Origin of the sequence: Streptantibioticus silvisoli (genome assembly GCF_027947535.2) — a bacterium.
GTDB lineage: Bacteria > Actinomycetota > Actinomycetes > Streptomycetales > Streptomycetaceae > Streptantibioticus_C > Streptantibioticus_C silvisoli.
The window spans coordinates 1-20,253 of the sequence record NZ_JAAGKO020000022.1; the positions used below are offsets into that span (position 1 = coordinate 1).

General features: G+C 73.3%; 15 protein-coding genes. 13 read left to right on the plus strand and 2 right to left on the minus strand.

Going from position 1 to position 20,253, the window contains the following annotated elements; translation table 11 throughout:
* Positions 1-135 precede the first annotated feature (135 nt).
* From POF43_RS16215 to POF43_RS16270, 12 genes are all read left to right on the plus strand, one after another.
* Positions 136-798, plus strand: coding sequence for an SCO family protein (locus POF43_RS16215; protein ID WP_271324749.1), 663 nt, complete (start codon positions 136-138; stop codon positions 796-798).
* Positions 795-1,256, plus strand: a complete 462-nt coding sequence (locus tag POF43_RS16220) for a copper chaperone PCu(A)C (protein ID WP_271324748.1) — start codon at positions 795-797, stop codon at positions 1,254-1,256. Before POF43_RS16215 ends, POF43_RS16220 begins: the two co-directional genes overlap by 4 nt.
* Positions 1,256-3,235: a copper resistance CopC/CopD family protein gene (locus POF43_RS16225; RefSeq protein ID WP_271324747.1), complete on the plus strand. Its 1,980-nt coding sequence runs from the start codon at positions 1,256-1,258 to the stop codon at positions 3,233-3,235. The genes POF43_RS16220 and POF43_RS16225 overlap by 1 nt, the downstream gene beginning before the upstream one ends.
* Positions 3,235-4,476, plus strand: coding sequence for an iron uptake transporter deferrochelatase/peroxidase subunit (gene efeB, locus POF43_RS16230; RefSeq protein ID WP_271324746.1), 1,242 nt, complete (start codon positions 3,235-3,237; stop codon positions 4,474-4,476). The genes POF43_RS16225 and efeB overlap by 1 nt, the downstream gene beginning before the upstream one ends.
* Positions 4,477-4,878: 402 nt before the next feature.
* Positions 4,879-5,814, plus strand: a complete 936-nt coding sequence (gene pheA, locus POF43_RS16235) for a prephenate dehydratase (RefSeq protein ID WP_271317861.1) — start codon at positions 4,879-4,881, stop codon at positions 5,812-5,814.
* 579 nt (positions 5,815-6,393) lie between these two features.
* Positions 6,394-7,683: a serine--tRNA ligase gene (gene serS / locus POF43_RS16240; RefSeq protein ID WP_271317862.1), complete on the plus strand. Its 1,290-nt coding sequence runs from the start codon at positions 6,394-6,396 to the stop codon at positions 7,681-7,683.
* A complete protein-coding gene (locus tag POF43_RS16245; RefSeq protein WP_271317863.1) occupies positions 7,680-8,504 on the plus strand; it encodes an HAD family hydrolase in 825 nt (274 codons plus the stop codon). Before serS ends, POF43_RS16245 begins: the two co-directional genes overlap by 4 nt.
* Positions 8,505-8,682: 178 nt before the next feature.
* Positions 8,683-10,407 (plus strand): methionine--tRNA ligase, encoded by a 1,725-nt coding sequence (metG, locus tag POF43_RS16250; RefSeq protein ID WP_271313768.1) that lies wholly within the window; start codon positions 8,683-8,685, stop codon positions 10,405-10,407.
* Between the two features lie 218 nt (positions 10,408-10,625).
* The gene (locus POF43_RS16255) at positions 10,626-10,919 is read left to right on the plus strand and encodes a hypothetical protein (protein ID WP_271313769.1); all 294 of its coding nucleotides are present in this window, start codon (positions 10,626-10,628) and stop codon (positions 10,917-10,919) included.
* The gene (locus POF43_RS16260) at positions 10,916-12,232 is read left to right on the plus strand and encodes an enoyl-CoA hydratase/isomerase family protein (RefSeq protein WP_271313770.1); all 1,317 of its coding nucleotides are present in this window, start codon (positions 10,916-10,918) and stop codon (positions 12,230-12,232) included. Before POF43_RS16255 ends, POF43_RS16260 begins: the two co-directional genes overlap by 4 nt.
* A gap of 10 nt (positions 12,233-12,242) precedes the next feature.
* Positions 12,243-12,953 (plus strand): hypothetical protein, encoded by a 711-nt coding sequence (locus POF43_RS16265; RefSeq protein ID WP_271322890.1) that lies wholly within the window; start codon positions 12,243-12,245, stop codon positions 12,951-12,953.
* A gap of 378 nt (positions 12,954-13,331) precedes the next feature.
* Positions 13,332-14,210, plus strand: coding sequence for a hypothetical protein (locus tag POF43_RS16270; RefSeq protein WP_271322889.1), 879 nt, complete (start codon positions 13,332-13,334; stop codon positions 14,208-14,210).
* A 123-nt stretch (positions 14,211-14,333) separates the two neighbouring features.
* Here POF43_RS16270 and POF43_RS16275 read toward each other — a convergent pair whose 3' ends face one another.
* Both POF43_RS16275 and aspS read right to left on the minus strand, forming a co-directional pair.
* On the minus strand, positions 14,334-15,476 hold the full coding sequence (locus tag POF43_RS16275) for an SGNH/GDSL hydrolase family protein (protein ID WP_271322888.1): 1,143 nt from the start codon (positions 15,474-15,476) through the stop codon (positions 14,334-14,336).
* Positions 15,477-15,579: 103 nt separating this feature from the next.
* Positions 15,580-17,361 carry an aspartate--tRNA ligase gene (gene aspS / locus POF43_RS16280; protein WP_271322887.1) on the minus strand — a complete coding sequence of 594 codons (1,782 nt, stop codon included), beginning with the start codon at positions 17,359-17,361 and terminating at the stop codon, positions 15,580-15,582.
* A 575-nt stretch (positions 17,362-17,936) separates the two neighbouring features.
* On the opposite strand from aspS, the gene POF43_RS16285 reads away from it, so the two are divergent.
* The gene (locus tag POF43_RS16285; RefSeq protein WP_271322886.1) at positions 17,937-20,072 is read left to right on the plus strand and encodes an ATP-binding SpoIIE family protein phosphatase; all 2,136 of its coding nucleotides are present in this window, start codon (positions 17,937-17,939) and stop codon (positions 20,070-20,072) included.
* The last annotated feature ends 181 nt before the right edge of the window (positions 20,073-20,253 follow it).

The following is a 20,253-nucleotide window of genomic DNA, read 5'->3' on the forward strand; positions in this document are numbered from 1 at the left end:
GCGGCCATGCCGCGTGTCGCCCGCCGCGGGGCCCGGCCGCGCGGCCGGGCCCGTCGCCCCACCTCACCGCCCGGCTCGGCCCGGCGGACCTGACCTCACCACGCACTTCACCTCACCACCTACTGGGGACACTTCATGCGGAGCAATCGACTCACCGGTGGCGCGCTGCTCGCCGGGGCGGCGGCGCTGACGCTCACGGCGTGCGGGACGTCGTCGCCGGCCCAGGGCAACGCGCCGGCCGCCGTGGTCTCGTCGACGGCGAACCCGGACAGCGCGGCCATCACGCTGGACCAGCCGTTCGCCAAGCCCGACCTCGACCTGACCGACTCGGACGGCAAGCCGTTCGACCTGGTCAAGGAGACCGCGGGCAAGCCGACGCTGCTGTATTTCGGATATACGCACTGCCCGGACGTCTGCCCGACCACGATGGCGGACATCGCGGACGCCAAGAGCAAGCTGCCGGCCGCCGAGCGGTCCCGGTTGCAGGTGGTGTTCGTCAGCACCGACCCGACCCGCGACACCCCCCAGCGCCTGAAGGCCTGGCTGGGGGCGCAGGATCCGGCGTTCATCGGACTGACGGGGAAGTTCGCCGCGATCCAGGCGGCCGCGCACAGCCTGGGCATCCTGGTGGAGAAGCCGGTCAAGGAGAAGGACGGCAGCATCAGCGTCGAACACGGCGCCGAGGTCTTCGCGTTCTCGCCGAAGGACAACAAGGCGCACTTCCTGTATACCGCCGGCGTCACGGTGAAGCAGTACGAGCACGACATGCCCGACCTGATCAAGGGCGTGACCCCGTGAGGCGTCCGGCGCTGACGGCCGCGGCGGCGGCCGTCGCGGCGACGGCCGCGCTGGCCGGGTGTTCGTCCTCGTCCGGCGGCGGCACGCCGAAGCTGTCGGTCTCCGGCGCGTACGTGCCGCAGCCGCCGCTGGCGGACATGGCGGCCGGGTACTTCACCGTGCGCAACACCGGCGGCGGGGACGACGCGCTGACCTCGGTGTCGACCGCGTTCGCCTCGCAGGCGTCGCTGATGGTGACGACGGCGGCCGGGGCGATGCAGGGCACCAAGGACCTGGCGATACCGGCCGGCGGCACGCTCCGGCTGGCGGTTGGCGGCGACCACCTGATGCTGATGGGGCTGCGGGGCGGCCGGCCGAAGATCGGCCAGCAGGTCTCGTTCGAACTGCACTTCGCCCACTCGGCACCGATCACCGTGCGCGTGCCGGTCGAACCGGCGACGTACCGGCCGAAGGACTGATGGGGTTGCGGCGACTGATAGTCGTACTGGGCGTGCTGACGGCGGTGCTGTTCGGCGGCGCCCTGCCCGCCTCCGCGCACGCGGCCCTGCTGCGCTCCGACCCGTCCCAGGGCTCGGTGGTCAGGACGGCGCCGGACCGGATCACCCTCTACTTCTCCGAGGGCGTGCTGCTGTCCGCGGACTCGCTGACCGTCTACGACCCGGCGGGCAAGCCGGTGCAGCGCGGCGCGCCCGGTCACGCGGCCGGCCGGCCGGACAGTGCGACGATCGGCCTGCGGTCCGGGCTGCGCGACGGCACGTACACGGTGGCGTGGAAGGCCGTCTCGGCGGACACCCACCCGGTGGGCGGCGCCTGGACGTTCTCGGTCGGCGCGCCGTCGAAAACCTCGGCGATCCCGCGGCAGACCGAGGCGGGCGGCGGGCTCGCCGGCGCGCTGTACGGCATCGGGCGGTACGTGGCCTACCTGGGGTTCGCCGTGCTGGTCGGCTCGGCGGCGTTCCTCGCGCTGTGCTGGCCGGGCGGCACCCGGCTGCGGCCGCTGCGCCGGCTGGCGACCGGCGGCTGGGCGGCGGTCGCGGCGGCCACGATCGCGTTGCTGCTGCTGCGCGGCCCGTACGTCAACGGCACTAGGCTCGGCGGGGTCTTCGACCTCGCGGGTCTGCGGTCGGTGGTCGGCAGCCCGTCCGGCGAGGCGCTGGTGTGCCGTCTGCTGCTGCTGGCGGCCGCCGCGGTGGTGCTGTCGGTGCTGTTCGGCGGGCGCCGGGCGGAGCCGGAGGACGGACCCCGGGCGGAGCCGCAAGGCCGGCCCCGCACCGGCGCTCTGGTGGCCGGCGCGGTGGTGGCCGCCGGGATCGCGGCGACCTGGTCGCTCACCGAGCACGCCTCCGTCGGCGTCCAGCCGGCACTGGCCATGCCGCTGGACATCGCGCACCTGCTGTCGATGGCGGTCTGGCTGGGCGGCCTGACCGCGCTGCTGACCGGCCTGTACCGGGCGGGCGGCGTGCCGGCGGCCGCGGTCCGCCGCTTCTCCGGCATCGCGTTCAGCTGCGTGTGCGTGCTGGTGTCCACAGGCGTCTACCAGTCCTGGCGGCAGGTGGGCTCATGGCACGCGCTGTTCGGCACGGCGTACGGCCGCTGGCTGCTGGTGAAGATCGCCCTGGTCGCCTGCGTGGTCGCCGTCGCGGGCGTCTCCCGCCGCTGGACGGCGAAGCTGACGACGGCGGAAGCGGGGACACCGGCGGAGGCCGTCAAGGCAGAGGCGGCTACCGAGGCCGTGAACGCGGAGGCCCTGAAGGCGGAGGCCGCTGCGGAAGCCGTCAAGACGGAGGCCGCCGCTGTCGTGGGCGCCGGTCCCCCCGACGGCACTCGCCCCTCAGCCGACCGGCCGACCGACCCCCTGCGGGCCGCTCAGCTCGCGCGGCAGCGGGCGGTGCGGGAGCGGGTGAGCCGGCTGCGGGTGCGGGACGCGGACCCGGTGCGGTCCGGGCTGCGGCGGTCGGTGCTGGCGGAGGCGGCGATCGCGGTCGTCGTGCTGGCCGTCACCACCGTGCTGAGCGGCAGCGAACCGGGCCGGGCGGCCGAGGAGGCGAAGGCTGCGGCGTCCGCGAACGGCATGGCCACCGCGCCGGCCGCGACCGGGGAGTACCTGGCGACCGTTCCGTTCGACAGTGGCGGGCCGAAGGGCAAGGGGACGGTGGACGTCCACCTGGCACCGGCCCGGACCGGTGCGGACCAGCTGCACCTTGTGGTCAGCGACCCGGTCGGCAATCCGATGAACGTACCGGAGCTGGACGTGGCGTTCACGCTCACCGCCCGCGGCATCGGCCCGTTGCCGGTGCGGCTGCGGCACACCGGCCCCGGCAGCTGGGAGGCGGTCGGGTTGCAGGTGCCGATGCCGGGGACCTGGCAGCTGTCGTTGACCGTTCGGACCTCCGCCATCGACGAGGTGACCGTGACCAGGAAGGTGACCATCAGCTGATGGGCGATCAGAACATCACACGAAGGCGGCTGCTGGGCACCGCGGGCGCGGCCGGCGCGGCCGGTGTCCTGGCCGGCGGGGCGGGCGGCGCGGCCGGGTACGCGGCGGCCGACCCGGCCCCGGCGGCACTGACCTCGGTCGGCGCGGACGCGGTGGCGTTCCACGGCACCGCCGCCGCCCCCCAGCAGGCCGGGATCACCACGCCGGCGCAGGCCGTGGCGCACCTGGTCGCCTTCGACCTGGCGGCCGGCGCGGACCGCGCGCGGGCGGCCGCGCTGCTGCGGCGCTGGTCACGGGCGGCGGAGGCGATGACGGCCGGCCGGGCCCCGGACGACGACGACCAGGTCGCGCTGGACGCCGGGCCGTCCTCGTTGACGGTGACGTTCGGCTTCGGGCGGAGCTTCTTCTCCCGGACCGGGCTGACCTCGCGGCTGCCCGCCGACTTCACGCCGATCCCGCCGTTCAGCTCCGACGCGCTCGACCCGGCGCGCGGCGGTGGCGACCTGTGGATCCAGATCGGCGCCGACGACCCGCTGGTCGCCTTCCACGCGCTGCGCGTCCTGCAACGGGCCGCCGCCGGCACCGCCGCGGTCCGCTGGCAGATGAACGGCTTCAGCCGCACCCCCGGCGCCACCGCGAAGCCGCGGACGGTCCGCAACCTCATGGGGCAGGTCGACGGGACCAACAACCCCAAGCCGGCCGACCACGACTTCCGCTCCGCGCTCTTCGTGGCCGGCCGGCCCGGCGGGCAGGCGTGGATGAACGGCGGCTCCTACGCGGTCGTGCGCCGCATCCGCATGCTGCTCGACCCCTGGGAGCAGCAGCCGCTCGCCCGGCAGGAGGCGGTCATCGGCCGGCGCAAGTCCGACGGCGCGCCGCTGTCGGGCGGCACCGAGTCCACCCCGGTCGACCTGGACCGGATGGACCGCGACGGCACGCTGGCGGTGGCCGGCGACGCCCACATCCGGGTGGCGGCGGCGCAGTCCAACGACGGCGCGAAGATGCTGCGCCGGCCGTTCTCCTTCCATGACGGGTTCGACCCGGACGGCACCCCGGACGCCGGCCTGCTGTTCGTCGCCTGGCAGGCGGCGCCGCTGAACGGCTTCATCAAGGTGCAGCGGAAGCTGGACAGCGCCGACGCGCTGTCCCGCTTCATCCGGCACGAGTCCAGCGCGCTGTTCGCGGTGCCGCCGGCCGCACGGCCGGGCGAGTACGTGGGGCAGGGCCTGCTGGAGGGGTAGCCTCCGGCTCGGCTCCGGAGGATGGAGGGGCAGCCAGCGGGTCGGCTCCGGCAGACGTGGCGACGGGCTCCGTCCGGCGGACGCGCAGGGTCACCGGCCCCGGTGGACACGCCACGGCGTACGGTCCGGACCGCGCCGCCGCCCCGACCACCCGGAACGGACCGCACCGCCCACCGACCGCGCCCCCAGCCCCGTCCCCGTCCCACTCCGCCCCCACCCCCGCAACCCCGACCCCGCGTCCCGCAACCCGTCCCACCCCCGTAACCCGTACGGCGTAACCCCGCCCTCGGCCCGCCGCCCGGGAAATCCCCGGTCCGGCGGGGTGGGGGCGGGTGTCGCGGCCGGTCGGGGGCGGGGTGCGACGCCGGGCGGTGGCGGGCGGCGTCCGCGTAGGCTGGCCGCATGACACCGTCTTCGGCATCCCGCTACACCTACCTCGGCCCCGAGGGAACCTTCACCGAGGCCGCGCTGCGCACGCTGCCGGAGGCCGCGACCCGTGACCTGGTGCCGATGGTGTCGGTACCGGCCGCGTTCGACGCGGTGCGCAACGGCGAGGCGGGCGGGTCGTTCGCCGCCATCGAGAACTCGGTGGAGGGCGGCGTCAGCGCGACGCTGGACGAACTGGCCACCGGCGCGCCGCTGATGATCTACCGCGAGGTGCTGCTGCCGATCTCGTTCGCGCTGCTGGTGCGGCCGGGCACCGCGCTGGGCGACGTCAAGACGGTCACCGGGCACCCGGTCGCGCAGCCGCAGGTGCGCAACTGGCTGGCGGCGCACCTGCCGCACGCGCACTGGGAGTCGGCGGCCTCGAACGCGGACGGTGCCCGGCTGGTGCAGGAGGGCCGCTACGACGGCGCGTTCGCGGGCGAGTTCGCCGCCGCGCGCTACCACCTGGAGCCGCTGGTCAGCGAGATCCACGACACGGTGAACGCGCAGACCCGGTTCGTGCTGGTCGGGCAGCCGGGCCGGCCCGCCGCGCCGACCGGGGCGGACAAGACGTCGGCGGTGGTGTGGCTGGGCGACGACCGGCCGGGCGCGCTGCTGGAGCTGCTCCAGGAGTTCTCGGTGCGCGGCGTCAACCTGATGCGCATCGAGTCGCGGCCGACCGGCGGCGGCCTGGGCCGGTACTGCTTCTCCATCGACGCCGAGGGCCACATCACCGACCGCCGGGTCGGCGACGCGCTGATGGGCCTGAAGCGGATCTGCCCGAAGGTGCGGTTCCTCGGCTCCTATCCGCGCGCCGACGAGGTCCGCCCGCAGGTGCGGCCCGGCACCACCGACGCGGAGTTCACCGAGGCGTCGGAGTGGCTCGGGCGGGCGCTCGACGGCCGTATCTGACCGTGCGGGGCGGGCCCCGCACGGTCAGCGGAATCCGGGGCTCAGGGCGGCTGTGCATGATCCGCAAGTTATCCACAGGCCGTTGCGCCGCCTGGGGAAAAGTCGACCTGTCGGTCGGCGCCGAAACGCGGCCGGATCGACAAATCACCCCGAAGTCAGCAGATCGCTCACAGGGCATCAGATCATTATTCGTCAGCCCAATTGCTCCGATCAACTCTATAGAGGTAACCATTCTCACTCGAAAGTGAGTGTTAACCGGGTTTGCCTCGGGAATCATGAGCGCCGCGAAAATCGCTGGAAACGATCGGGCCCGACATCCACAGTTCCCTCGCACACCCTGTGGACAACGCGTGAACCATCCCCAACCAGCCTGTGGATAACCAGCGTTCCGCCGCACCGCGGAGCCCGCGCGGACCGTGGAAGGCTCGCCGTTCGGCGGATCGGACGGAATGCGGTCGGGCGCCATTGCACGGCGGCGTCCGGAGATCACCCGGGCATTCCTTTACAAGGGACAGATCACCACATATCCGCATCAGAACTCGCTATCGCAGCGCGGGCCGGGCCCGGTAGCCTGTCGCCGTGATTGACCTTCGCCTGCTCCGTGAGGACCCCGACCGTGTGCGCGCCTCCCAGCGCGCCCGTGGAGAGGACGTCGGCCTTGTCGACGCGCTGCTCTCCGCCGACGAACGGCGCAGGTCGTCCAGTTCCCGCTTCGACCAGCTGCGCGCCGAGCAGCGGGCGCTCGGCAAGCGCGTGCCCAAGGCGTCCGGCGAGGAGAAGGCGGAGCTGCTCCGGCAGGCCGCCGAGCTGTCCGCCGCGGTCAAGAGCGCCGACGCCGAGCAGGACCAGGCCGCCGAGGAGGCACAGTCGCTGCTGCTGCGGCTGGGCAACGTCGTGCACCCCGACGTGCCGGTCGGCGGTGAGGAGGACTTCACCGTCCTGGAGACCGTCGGCACCCCGCGCGACTTCGCCGCCGAGGGCTTCGAGCCCAAGGACCACCTGGAGCTGGGCCAGGGCCTCGGCGCCATCGACGTGGAACGCGGCGCGAAGGTGTCCGGCTCGCGCTTCTACTACCTGACCGGTGTCGGCGCCCTGCTGGAGCTGGCCCTGGTCAACGCGGCGATCGCGCAGGCCACCGCGGCCGGCCTCACGCCGATGCTGACCCCGGCGCTGGTCAAGCCGCGCGCCATGGAGGGCACCGGTTTCCTCGGCCAGGCCGCCGAGAACGTCTACCACCTCGAAAAGGACGACTTCTACCTGGTCGGCACCTCCGAGGTCCCGCTCGCGGCGTACCACATGGACGAGATCATCGACGCGGGCCAGCTGCCGCTGCGCTACGCCGGGTTCAGCCCGTGCTTCCGCCGCGAGGCCGGCACGTACGGCAAGGACACCCGGGGCATCTTCCGGGTGCACCAGTTCGACAAGGTCGAGATGTTCTCCTACGTCGCCCCCGAGGAGGCCGAGGCGGAGCACACCCGGCTGCTGGAGTGGGAGAAGCAGTGGCTGTCCGGCCTGGGGCTGGCGTACCAGGTCATCGACGTGGCCACCGGCGACCTCGGCGCCTCGGCGTCGCGGAAGTTCGACTGCGAGGCGTGGATCCCCACCCAGGGCAAGTACCGCGAGCTGACCTCGGCCTCCAACTGCAACGAGTTCCAGGCCCGCCGGCTGTCGGTGCGCATGCGGGAGAACAAGGACGGCAAGCAGGTCACCCGGCCGCTCGCCACCCTCAACGGCACGCTGTGCGCGGTGCCGCGGACCATCGTCGCGCTGCTGGAGACCCACCAGCGCCCCGACGGTTCGGTCACGGTGCCCGAGGTGCTGCGTCCGTACCTCGGCGGGCGTGACGTGCTGGAGCCGGTCGCCAAGTGAACGACAGCGGCGCCCCTTTTCCGTACCGGCTGATCGCCACCGACCTCGACGGCACCCTGCTGCGGTCTGATCATCTGACGGTCTCGGAACGGTCGCGTTCCGCGCTCGCCGCGGCCACCGCGGCGGGCGCGGCGCACATCGTGGTCACCGGGCGGTCCGCCGCCAGCACCCAGCCGGTCCTGGAGGCCCTCGGCTACCAGGGCCTGGCGGTCTGCGGGCAGGGCGGCCAGGTCTACGACGCCGGCGCCGGGCGGCTGCTGACCTCGGTCACGCTGGACCGCCGGTCGGCCGCGGCGGCGCTGGAGAAGATCGAGGCGGAGGTCGGCGAGGTCTTCGTGGCCGCGACCCGCGACGGGCTGCACGGCACCTTCCTGGCCGGCCCCGGGTACTCCTACTACCCCGGCCAGCGGGTGCGGACGTTCACCGACCGCGCCGAGGTGTGGGCCGAACCGCTGGGCAAGGTCTTCCTCCAGCACCCGGTGCTGTCCGACGACGAGCTGACCGCCGCCGCCCGCGCGGTCGTCGGCGCCCTGGTCGACGTGGTGATGGCCGGCCCCGGCATGGTGGAGCTGCTGCCGCCCGGCCTGACCAAGGCCACCGGCCTGTCGCTGGCCGCCCGGCGGCTGGGGGTGCGGGCGGCCGGCACGATCGCCTTCGGCGACATGCCCAACGACATCCCCATGCTGCGCTGGGCCGGCCACGGCGTCGCGATGGACGGCGCGCACCCCGAGCTGCTGGCGGTCGCCGACGAGGTCACCGCCGGCAACGACGAGGACGGCGTCGCGCTCGTGCTGGAGAAGCTGCTCGCGAACCGGGCGTGACCTCCGGTCCGCGATCGCCGCGTACCGCCCGCGCGGGCCGCGCGACGGCCCGGAAGCCTTGTGCGGGACGGGAATCGGGCGGGTGGGCGGGGGACGGTCGGATACGATTGCCGCACTCCGCCGGCACCCCGTTCAGCGGAATCCTCACGCTTCGTAGCGACTTGGGAGCACCTGGCTCATGGCCCGACAGTTGATCACCAGCGCCCTGCCGTACATCAATGGCATCAAGCACCTGGGCAACATGGTCGGCTCCATGCTCCCCGCCGACGTCTACGCGCGGTACCTGCGCCAGCGCGGCCAGGACGTGCTGTACATCTGCGCCACCGACGAGCACGGCACCCCGGCCGAGCTGGCCGCCAAGGAGGCCGGGCTGCCGGTCGCCGAGTTCTGCGCGCAGCAGCACCGGGCGCAGAAGGCGGTCTACGACGGCTTCCAGATCTCGTTCGACTACTTCGGCCGCAGCTCCTCGCCGCAGAACCACGAGGCCACCCAGGAGATCGCCCGCGAACTCCAGCGCAACGGGTTCATCGAGGAGCGGGCGATCCGGCAGGTCTACTCGCTGGACGACGAGCGCTTCCTGCCCGACCGGTACATCGTCGGCACCTGTCCGCACTGCGGCTACGACAAGGCGCGCGGCGACCAGTGCGAGAACTGCACCCGGGTGCTGGACCCGACCGACCTGATCGACGCCCGCTCGGCGATCAGCGGCAGCAGCCGGCTGGAGGTCCGCGAGACCAAGCACCTGTTCCTGCTCCAGTCGCTGCTGGCCGCCGAGGTCGAGGCGTGGGTGGACGAGCACGGCAAGGAGTGGCCGAACCTGGCCTCCTCCATCGCCCGCAAGTGGCTGACCGAGGGGCTGCAGGACCGGGCCATCACGCGTGACCTGGAGTGGGGCGTCCCGGTCCCGGCCGACACCTGGCCGGAGCTGGCCGCCGCGGGCAAGGTCTTCTATGTCTGGTTCGACGCGCCCATCGAGTACATCGGCGCGACCAGGGAGTGGGCCGACCTCGACCCGGCCGCCCGGGACTGGCGCTCGTGGTGGTGGGAGGCCGACGACACGGTCCGCTACACCGAGTTCATGGCCAAGGACAACGTCCCGTTCCACACCGTCATGTTCCCGGCGACCCTGCTGGGCACCCGGGCGGCGTGGAAGAAGGTGGACTTCGTCAAGGCGTTCAACTGGCTGAACTACTACGGCGGCAAGTTCTCCACCTCGCAGCGCCGCGGCGTCTTCACCGACGCCGCGCTGGAGGTGCTGCCGGCCGACTACTGGCGCTACTTCCTGATGGCCAACGCCCCGGAGTCCGACGACACCAGCTTCACCTGGGAGCTGTTCGCGGCCGGCGTCAACAAGGACCTGGCCGACACCCTCGGCAACTTCGTCAACCGGGTGCTGTCCTTCTCCCGCAAGCGGTTCGGCGACGCGGTCCCGGCCGGCAGCCCGGCGGGCGAGGCGGAGCACAAGCTGGGCGAGCAGATCGCCGCGCTGCTGGCGGAGTACGAGGAGCAGCTGGAGGCGCTCCAGTTCCGCAAGGCCGCGCAGGCGCTGCGGTCGCTGTGGAGCGCGGGCAACGCCTACCTGGAGGAGAAGGCGCCCTGGCTGGAGATCAAGACCGACCAGGACGCCGCCGCCCTGACCCTGCGCACCGCGATGAACCTCATCCACCTGTACGCGGTGGTCTCCGAGCCCTTCATCCCCTCCTCCGCCCGGGCGATGCGCGACGCCTTCACGCTGGAGTCGGACACCGCGACCTGGGTCGGCCCCGACCGGGCCCGCGCGCTGGACGCCGTCCCGGCCGGCACGCCGTTCACCGTGCCGCCGGTGCTGTTCGCCAAGATCACCGACGAGGACCTCGACGCCTTCCGCGAGCGCTTCGGCGGCGACCCGGACGCGACGGCCTGACGACCGCCGTCGGCCGGCGCCGCGCGCGTGCGGCCCCGGCGACCGGCGGTCGGCACCGCACCGATCGTCCGCCGATGCCCCGGAACACCCACCGCGTTCCGGGGCATCGGCGTACCCGCCCCACGTCTTCACACCATCTACGCAACTTCTGGGGGCACTTCGGGTGTCCCGTTTGACATGCTCAACCATTGCCATGGCTTGACGGGGAGGATTTCGGCATGGCGGATCTGACGGTGCACAGCGAGGTCCTCGACGACCTGAAGCGCACGTTCAGCCACATCACGCAGCAGATGGACGCCGCCCGCAAGGCGCTGTCCAACGCCGACGGCACGGTGGTCGGCGCGCCCTCGCTGATCGACGCGGTGCACGACTACGCGAACGACTGGAAGTACGGCATCGGCCAGATAGGCCAGCACACCCACAGCACGGTGGAAACCATCGACCAGATCGGCAAGACGTTCGACGACGCCGACATCAAACTGGCCAACTCACTGCACAAGGCGACCAAGTGACCACCGCGCACGACTTCCCCGCCCTCGGGTTCGACCCGGCCCCCGGCGACGTGGACCTGACCCGGGGTCTGGCACGGCAGCTGGGCTCCATAGCCACCGAACTCGGCACCACCGTCCAGGAGATCGACCAGATCGAGTGCGGCGCCTGGAAGGGCAAGGCCGCCAAGGCCTTCGCCGACCACGTCGCGCACGACGTCGAACCGCTGCTGCGCAAGGCGCACGAGTCCTTCGAGCACTCCTCGCACGCGATGGCGAACTGGGCGAGCAGGCTGGACGGCTTCCAGCAGGAGGCCCGGGCGCTGGAGCGCGAGGCCGCCGCCAAGAAGTCCGCGCTGTCGTCCGCGCAGGCGGCGGCCGGTGTCAGCGTCGACGGCCACCGCCCGGTGCCCAGCCCGTCCCCCGAAACCGCGCCGCAGCCCTCCGCCGCGCAGGCGGCCGCCGCGGCCGCCGACGCCAAGCGCAAGCAGCACGCCCTCAGCGACGCCGACTCCGCGCTGAACGGCGTCATCAGCCGCGCCCACGAGCTCCAGGACCGCTACAACTCGGCCGCCAAGGCGATCGGCGGCCAGCTGCACAAGGCCGGCGACATCGCGCCGGACAAGCCGGGCTTCTTCAGCCGCATGGTCCACGACGTGGAGGGCGCCTGGACGGACTGCGCCCAGTGGCTGCACGACCACGCCGACATGATCGCCCATATCGGCGACATCCTGAGCGCCATCAGCAGCGTGCTCGGCGTACTGGCCATCATCACCGCGCCGCTGGAGCCGCTGGGCGCGATCTTCGCCGCCAGCGCGATGGCGTTCAGCGGCGCGGCGCTGCTGACCCAGGGCCTGGCCAAGCTGGAGGGCGCCGACGTCAGCTGGGCCGACCTGGCCTTCGACGCGGTCGGCCTCATCCCCGGCATCAAGGGCGCCACCTCCGGCGTCAAGCTCGCCGAGGGCGCCGACGTGGCGGCCCGCGCCGGGCAGCTCGGTGACGACGTGCGCGGGGTGACCGGGATCAGCAAGCAGTTCAAGCTCTTCGGTCCGCTCAAGGCGTTCCCCGTGCTCAGGGCCAACAACGCGGCCGGGCGCGCCACGCTGGCCATGGAGGGCGCGTACCAGAACGTGCGCGGCGGGCAGTTGCTCGGTTCCAAGGGCGTCAACATGCTGACCAAGCTGCCGTTCATCAAATCGACCGAGCTGATCGCGCCGATGAGCGGGCTGGGCCGGGGCATCGACGCCACCGTCAAGGGCGCGATGACGGCCCGCAAGATCCACGGCATCGCGAAGAACGACTTCGGGCTCGGGGCCTCCCCGGTCCCGGCGCACTGAGAGGGACGCCATGACGGACACGGCGGCCGGCTTCGCGCCGGGCGCGGGCCCGGATCCGGGCTCCGGCCCCGCCGGCGGGGTCCGGCTGCCACCGATGACCTTCGGGGTGCCGGAGGGCCTGCACGCGGTACCGCTGCCGCTGGACGCCGCCGAACGCGGCGCCGCGGTGGCCGAACTGGTCCGCGACATCTTCCCCGAGGGCGACGCCGACCTGTGGACCGTCCTTCAGGCGGTCTACGGCCAGGTGGCGGAGGACCTGGTGGCGGCCGGGGTCGCCTTCACCGGTATCGGGCTGTTCGACGTCGGGGAGGGCCAGGTCGGCCACTGCTCGCTGACCGTGGGCGCGATGCCGTCCGGCCAGCCCGACGCCGAGATCGCCGCGCTCGGCCTGCGTGAGCTGTGGGGCCGGCGCCCGCTGCACGACGTCCAGTGGCTCGACCTGCCGTGCGGTCCCGGCGTGTCGGTCACCACCTCGCGCAGCGTGGTCATCGACGGCGCCTACACGGCCAGCGGCGAGGACGTCACCGTGACCAGCGGACAGCTCCAGGTGTACGTACCGTTCCCCGCGGCGCCGTACACCGCGGTCTTCACCATGGACACCGCGGCCGTCGAGCACGTCGAGGACTTCGGCGCGCTGATGGGCGCGATCCTGGCGTCGGTGGCGTTCCCGGCGGAGGAGGACGCCGAGTCGCCGTCCGGCGCGGTGGGGCCGACGGCCTGACGATCCGAACGGCGTGATGATCCGCACGATCCGATGATCCGCACGGCGTGATGATCTGAGCGGCATGACATCCGAAGACGTGAAGTCCCGAAGACCGCACCATCCGACAACCTCATGTCCCGAAGACGTGAAGTCCAGGAAACCGTAAGTCCTGAAGACGTGAAGTCCCGAAGACGTGAAGTCCCGAAGACGTGAAGTCCGGAAAACCGTAGGTCCCGAAGACGTGACCACCGGAAGAGCTCACGACCCGACGATGTGAAAACCCGACGTCCGACGACCTCACGACCCGACGACCCGATGGCCCGACAACCTGACGGCGCGGACGAAGCGAACGGCGCGGGCCCCGCGCACGGCGAGACGGTGAAGGAGACCGAGGCAATGAACTGGTACCCGGACGCGGACGAGACGGTCGTCGTGCGATTCACCGCCAACTTCGCCTCCGGGCTGCACCCGGCCGTGGCCGGCCAGCGGTACTTCCGCGACCCCGAGCGCCGGGACATCCAGGGGGAGCTGGCCGGCTGGCCGCCCGGTCCGCAGTTCACCCCGCACTCCAGGGGCGACCGGGCCGCGCGGCGCACCGGGCGGGCGCTGGGCATCGGCATCCCGCTGGTGCTCAACCTGGCCGCCGAGGTGCTGGGCGCGCTCGGCACCCCGTTCGGCGGCAGCGACGGCAACGGCTCGCCGCAGGAGCCCGCCGACGAGGTGGAGGACTTCCCCGTGCTGTGGGCCGCGCCGGGCACCCTGGCCAGGACCCTGCCGTGGCAGCTGGACCCCGGGCGCCGGCCGGCCGGGTACCGCACCGAGGCCGTACTGACCGACCGGCGCCTGGTGCTGCTGGGCGTCGGCGCCGGTCTCGGGCCGGCCGACGTGCTCGCCGAGATCCCGCGCGACCGGCTGGCCGACGCCGAGCACCTGGTCTACAGCGAGGCGCGGATGGACGTCCGGCTGACGTTCGCCGACGGCTCGTGGGCGCGGCTGTCCACCGGCAACCCGGACAACGCCGCCAAGGTCACCGCGTTCCTCGGCGGCGAGCTGCGGGTGCTCACCGAGGCCGACCTCACCGACGCCCAGCGCGCCCGCGTCGCCCGTTTCACCGCGGCGCTCCCGCCCGGCTTCCAGCCGCCGGTGTTCACCGCGAAGCCCGGCGGGATCGTCCTGGTCGAGTCGGCGCTGCGGTCGAAGAACGGCCGCTCCGAGGAGGTGTCGGCGATCTACCTGAACGCGGACGGGGAGTCGCAGGCTCCGGCCGGGGCGTGAGCCGCCGCCCCGGGCCGGAGGTGGGGAGCCGCTGACCGTTTCCGCCGCGCTGTTCACGTCGGATCGGCAGCGTTCCGACCACGCCACCCGCGACGGTCCCGGCACCCGCGACGGTCGCCGGTGTCAGTCCCGGCCGGCGAAGGGGCCCGGCCGGGCGAAGACCTCCGCGGTGAAGCGCCGGCCCATCCGGTGCTGGGCGACGGCGTCGGGGTGGAGGCCGTCGGGCAGGTGGGCGGTGTCGTGCGGGCCCAGGAGGGCGCGGCCGTCGAGGTGGTGCAGGTGGGGGTCGTCGGCGGCGCGGTCCCGCACGAGGGCGGCCAGCTCCTCGCGGATGACGGTGAGGGTCAGCGCGCCGGCCGCGACGTCGTCGGGGTCGCCGAGGGCGACGAGCGTGCCGTCGGGGCCGGCGCCGGTGGGGCCGGGGTGGTGTTCGACGGCCAGGCAGGAGACCGGTGAGACCACCAGCAGCGGCACCTCGGGGTGGCCGTCGCGGACGGTGTCGAGGAAGCCGTGCACCGCGGGGGCGAACGAACGGCGGCGGAAGGTCGCGGTGTTGACGACGTTGATGCCGATCTTGACGCTGATCAGATCGGCGGGGGTGTCGCGGATCGTCCGGGCGACGAACGGGTCGAGCACGGCGTTGCCGGCCAGGCTGAGGTTGAGCAGTTCCACGCCGGCCGCGCGGGCCGCCACGGCCGGCCAGGTGCCGGTGGGCCGGTCCGCGCCGGGGCCCTGGCTGATGGAGCTGCCGTAGTGCGTCCAGCGGCGCCTGCCGTGCGGGCCCGGCGCGGTGATCGGCGCGTCGGCGCGCAGCGCGACCAGTTCGCAGGGGGTGTCCTGCGGCAGCCACAGCTCGACGTCCTTGGCACCGGACGCCAGCCCGTCGAACCGTACGGTCCCCGGCTCACCGGCCTCCAGCTCGCCGTCCGGCCACAGGACGTTGCCGGCCGGCGCGGCGGCGGACCCGGTCAGCTCGCCGTCCACCACCAGGTCGACGGTGCCGGGGTCCGGGCGCCGGGTGTCGTCGGGGGTGGGCGAGACCGTGGTCAGCAGCCGCAGTTCGACCGCGGTGGCCGCGGTGCGGAAGGCCAGCCGGACCCCGGACGGCGTCATGGTGACCGCGTCCAGGAACGGCCCCGGGTACTGGGCCCGGGTCCAGGCCGGCAGCCGACGCGGCAGGACGCCGGCCAGGGTGCGTTCCAGGTCGAGCGCGCCGCGGATCTCCACCGGGCCGCCGGCCGGCTCCACCTCGTGCCACGTCGTCATCGCCCGCCCCGCCTCTCGTCCCGTCCCGGCAGCCCGTGTCGGCGGACCCGGACGAGGCCCCGGCGACCGTGGTCACCGGGGCCCGTCGAACCGTAGCGCGGGATTACTCCGGCTTGCCGGAGGCCTTGGCGGCCGGCTTGCGGATGTTCAGGTGCAGCTCGCGCAGCCGGGCCTCGCCGACCTCGCTCGGCGCGCCCATGAGCAGGTCCTGGGCGTTCTGGTTGAGCGGGAACGCGATGGTCTCGCGGATGTTGGGCTCGTCGGCCAGCAGCATCACGATGCGGTCGACGCCGGGGGCGATGCCACCGTGCGGCGGGGCGCCGAGGTGGAAGGCGCGCAGCATGCCGCCGAACTCGGCCTCGACGGTCTCGCGCGAGTAGCCGGCGATCTCGAACGCCTTGTACATGACGTCGGGTTCGTGGTTGCGGATGGCGCCGGAGGACAGCTCGACGCCGTTGCACACGATGTCGTACTGCCAGGCCAGGATGTCCAGCGGGTCCTTGGTCTCCAGCGCCTCCAGGCCGCCCTGCGGCATGGAGAACGGGTTGTGGCTGAACTCGACCGCGCCGGTGTCCTCGTTGCGCTCGTACATCGGGAAGTCGACGATCCAGCAGAACCGGAAGACGTTCTCCTCGAACTGGCCGGCCCGCTTGGCGGCCTCGACGCGGACCGCGCCCATGATCTTGGAGACCTCGTCGAACTCGCCCGCGCCGAAGAAGATCGCGTGGCCGGGGCCGGCGTTCAGCTCGCCGAGCAGCGCCTTGACGTCCTCCTCGGTGAGGAACTTGGCGATCGGGCCGCTGAGGGCGAGGTCGTCGCCGACCCGGACCCAGGCCAGGCCCTTGGCGCCCTGCTCGGCCGCGTAGTCGCCGAGCTGGTCGAAGAACTTGCGCGGCTGGCCGGCGGTGTCCGGCACGGCGAGCGCGCGGACGTGCTTGCCGGCGAACGCCTTGAAGCCGGAGCCGGCGAAGACGTGGGAGACGTCGGTGAGTTCGAGCTTGGCGCGCAGGTCGGGCTTGTCGGAGCCGTACTTGAGCATCGACTCGCGGAACGGGATGCGCGGGAACGGCGAGGTGACCGGCAGGCCGCCGCCGAACTCCTCGAACAGCCCGGTCATCATCTGCTCGATGACCTGGAAGACGTCCTCCTGCTCGACGAAGCTCATCTCGACGTCGAGCTGGTAGAACTCGCCGGGCGAGCGGTCGGCGCGGCTGTCCTCGTCGCGGAAGCACGGCGCGATCTGGAAGTAGCGGTCGAAGCCGGAGATCATCAGCAGCTGCTTGAACTGCTGCGGCGCCTGCGGCAGCGCGTAGAACTTCCCGGGGTGCAGCCGGGAGGGGACCAGGAAGTCGCGGGCGCCCTCGGGGGAGGTGGCCGACAGGATCGGGGTGGCCATCTCGTTGAACCCGGCGTCGGTCATCCGGCGGCGGATCGAGGCGATGACGGCCGAGCGCAGCATGATGTTGCGGTGCATGCGCTGGCGTCGCAGGTCCAGGACGCGGTTGCTCAGCCGCGCCTCCTCGTTGGCGTTGTCCTCCGGGAAGACCGGGAACGGCAGCGGGTCGGCGGCGCCGAGCACCTCGATCGCGGAGACCTCGACCTCGATCGCGCCGGTGGGCAGCTCGGGGTTGACGTTCTCCGCGCTGCGGGCGAGCACCACGCCGTCGACGCGCAGCACGGACTCCTTGGACTGCCGCTCCAGCGCCTCGTAGGCGGGGGTGTCCGGGCGGGCGACCAGCTGGACGATGCCGTAGTGGTCGCGCAGGTCGACGAAGAGGATGCCGCCCAGATTCCGTCGGTTGTGCAGCCAGCCCGACAGGCGCACGGTGGCGCCGACGTCGCTGGCGCGCAGCGCGCCGCAGGTGTGGGAACGGTACCGATGCATCGTCCATCCAAGGTCGGATCGCGGGAAGCCCCTCAACGGGCCGGTGTCAGGCTTGGCAAGGGTACCGTGGCGTTTCCTCCGAAGTCCTTGGCATATACATGGCCGCAGTCCTCGGCATATGCATGGCCGGCGCCCGGTCGCCACCCACTCGCCGCCCACCACCGCGCGGCGGGCGGCGCGGACGGCGCCGGCCTCCGCCGGGCTTCCGCCGGACTTCCGCCGGGACGCGGCACGGATGACGTACGGCTGCTGCTCGAACGGCGCGGGGTTCCCCTCGGACGGCGCACGGGTGACGTACCGCTGCTGCTCGAACGGCGCCGGGTTCCCGCTGGGACGCCTCCCGGACGGCGCGCGTCCGGACACCGCACGCCTCGCCGTGGCACTGCGGGCCGTAGCACCGCGGGCCGTGGCACCGCAGGCCGTGGCACCGTGGCACCGTGGCACCGTGGCACCGTGGGCCGTGGCATCGCGGGTCGCGCGGAGCACCGGCGAGATTCACTCTCCGTGTGCGGGGAGGTCCGGACGGCGGTCGGCCCGAGGGGCATATCCGGTCATGTCTTATTACAGTGGTCCCGATGTCCACCGACGGCGCGCTCCAACTGCTCCGGGCCGACGACGTGCTGGCGACCGTCGGCACCGGGCTGTGGCGCTGGGACAACGCGGCCGGGACGGTCGCCCTCGACGGGCGTGCCGCGGTGCTGCTGGGGCTGCCCGCGGACTGCGGGACCGTGCGGACGAGCGCGGTGCGCGCCTGCCTGAAGCCCGAGGACTACGTGGACCTGAACGCGGCGGTCTCGCTGGGGCTGGCCGAGCACACGGTGGCCGAGGCGCGGATGCGGGTGGTGGGCGAGGGCGGCCGGGTGACCCGGTTGCTGCACACCCGGCTGGCCTGGGTGCCGCCGGCCGACGGGGCCGCGCCGACGGTGGCGGCCGGCACCCTGGTGGAGGTGGCGCAGGCCGGGTACTTCCGGCAGGAGCCGGACGGCGAACGGCGCTCGCGCGAGGCGTTCCTGCTGGACGCGGGCCGGGCGCTGGCGGAGGCCGCCGGCACCACCGAGGTGCTGCGGGTGGCCGCGTCGCTGTCGATGCCGGGGTTCGAGCCGCAGGGCCAGGCGGTCTTCGCGGCCGAGGGCGACCGGCTGCGGATGGTCGGCCAGCACGGCTACCGGCAGAGCGTCGTGCAGCCGTTCCTGGAGATGCCGCTGGACACGCCCTACCCGGCCGCGGTGGTGACCCGCACCGGGCGGGCGCTGTACCTGCCGACGCCGGAGTCCTACCGGCAGCGGTTCCCGCGGTTCTGGCCGATGGTGGAGCCGCTGGGGCGGGCGGCCTGGGCGTTCCTGCCGCTGGTGACCGCCGGGCGGACCACCGGGGCGTGGATGGCGGCCTTCCAGGGGCCGGTGGAGTTCACCCCGGATGAGCGGTCGGTCCTCACCACGATCGCCCGCATGCTGTCCCAGGCGCTGACGCGGGCCTACCTCCAGGAGTCGGAGCACGAGCTGTCGGCGGGCCTGCAACGCAGCATGATGCCCACCCACGAGCGGGAGATCGCCGGCCTGACCCTGGCCGCCCGGTACGTGCCGACCGGCGGCGGCCTCCAGGTGGGCGGCGACTGGTACGACGTGATCGACCTGCCGTCCGGGCGGACCGCGCTGGTCATCGGCGACGTCCAGGGGCACGACGTGCGGGCCGCCGGGCTGATGGGTCAGCTGCGGATCGCGCTGCGGGCCTACGCGGCCGAGGGGCACCGGCCGGACGCGGTGCTGTCGCGGGCCTCGCGGTTCCTGGCCGGCCTGTCGGCGTCCCGGTACCTCGGGCCGCACGGCGCCGAGCAGCCCGCCGACGTGGACCTGGTCGACCAGCGGTTCGCCACCTGCCTGTACCTGGAGGCGGACCCGGAGAGCGGCACGCTGGAGGTCGCCCGCGCCGGCCATCCCGACCCGGCGATCCGGCTGGCCGACGGCACCACGATCGTGCGGCACACCCCGGGCGGCCCGCCGCTGGGCGTCGCACCGGATTCCGACTATCCGACGACCACACTGGAGCTGGACGCCGGTGAGGTGCTGCTGCTGTGCACCGACGGGCTGATCGAGACCGGCGGCCACGACCTCGACTCCGGCTGGCGCCGGCTGCTCGACGTGCTCCGCGACGGCCCGGCCGACGATCTGGAGACGCTGGCGGACGCGCTGGTCACCGCGGTGCACGGGCCCGCCTCCCACCACACCACCGGGCGGCTGGCGGACCGCCGGGAGGACGACGTGGCGCTGATGCTGCTGCGGCGCGGCGCGGCGGAGGAGAGCCTGTCGTACCCGCCGCGCCGGACCGTGCTGACCGTCGGCCAGGACGAACCGCGGCAGATCCGCGACGCGCGCGACGAGGTGCGGGCCGTGCTGTACGACTGGTCCGACCGCGAACGGGTGGACGTCGCCGCGCTGCTGGTGTCGGAGGTGGTGACCAACGTCCTGGTGCACACCGAGGGCGACGCGCTGCTGAGCGTCGAGGTGCTGGGCCGCCCCGGCGTCCGGCGGATGCGGGCCGAGGTGGCCGACCGCAGCGACGACATGCCGCACCTGCGCCACCCCGGCGAGATGGCCTCCTTCGGGCGCGGCCTGCTGCTGATGGAGGAACTGGCCGACGCGTGGGGCGTGATGCCGTCGGGCTGGGGCAAGTCGATCTGGTTCGAGCTGTACGAGACACCGGAGGAGGGTTGAGGGGGGTGCCTTCCGGCGGACGGGGGTGGCGTTGACCGGCCGCACCGGTGTCGCCGGGTTGACGGTGTGGTGGCCTCCGGCGTTGACCGGCCGCACCGGCGCCGCCGGGTTGACGGTGCGATGGCTTCCGGCGTTGACCGGCCGCGCCGGGCGCCGCGACACCGGCCGGGCCCCCGGCGTG

Bases quoted from the DNA above. Each gene is read 5' to 3' on its own strand.
- POF43_RS16265 (WP_271322890.1), top strand. From the start codon at position 12,243: ATGACGGACACGGCGGCCGGCTTCGCGCCGGGCGCGGGCCCGGATCCG.
- POF43_RS16215 (WP_271324749.1), top strand. From the start codon at position 136: ATGCGGAGCAATCGACTCACCGGTGGCGCGCTGCTCGCCGGGGCGGCG.
- metG (WP_271313768.1), top strand. From the start codon at position 8,683: ATGGCCCGACAGTTGATCACCAGCGCCCTGCCGTACATCAATGGCATC.
- POF43_RS16270 (WP_271322889.1), top strand. From the start codon at position 13,332: ATGAACTGGTACCCGGACGCGGACGAGACGGTCGTCGTGCGATTCACC.
- POF43_RS16275 (WP_271322888.1), bottom strand. From the start codon at position 15,476: ATGACGACGTGGCACGAGGTGGAGCCGGCCGGCGGCCCGGTGGAGATC.
- pheA (WP_271317861.1), top strand. From the start codon at position 4,879: ATGACACCGTCTTCGGCATCCCGCTACACCTACCTCGGCCCCGAGGGA.
- POF43_RS16285 (WP_271322886.1), top strand. From the start codon at position 17,937: ATGTCCACCGACGGCGCGCTCCAACTGCTCCGGGCCGACGACGTGCTG.
- POF43_RS16225 (WP_271324747.1), top strand. From the start codon at position 1,256: ATGGGGTTGCGGCGACTGATAGTCGTACTGGGCGTGCTGACGGCGGTG.
- POF43_RS16255 (WP_271313769.1), top strand. From the start codon at position 10,626: ATGGCGGATCTGACGGTGCACAGCGAGGTCCTCGACGACCTGAAGCGC.
- efeB (WP_271324746.1), top strand. From the start codon at position 3,235: ATGGGCGATCAGAACATCACACGAAGGCGGCTGCTGGGCACCGCGGGC.
- aspS (WP_271322887.1), bottom strand. From the start codon at position 17,361: ATGCATCGGTACCGTTCCCACACCTGCGGCGCGCTGCGCGCCAGCGAC.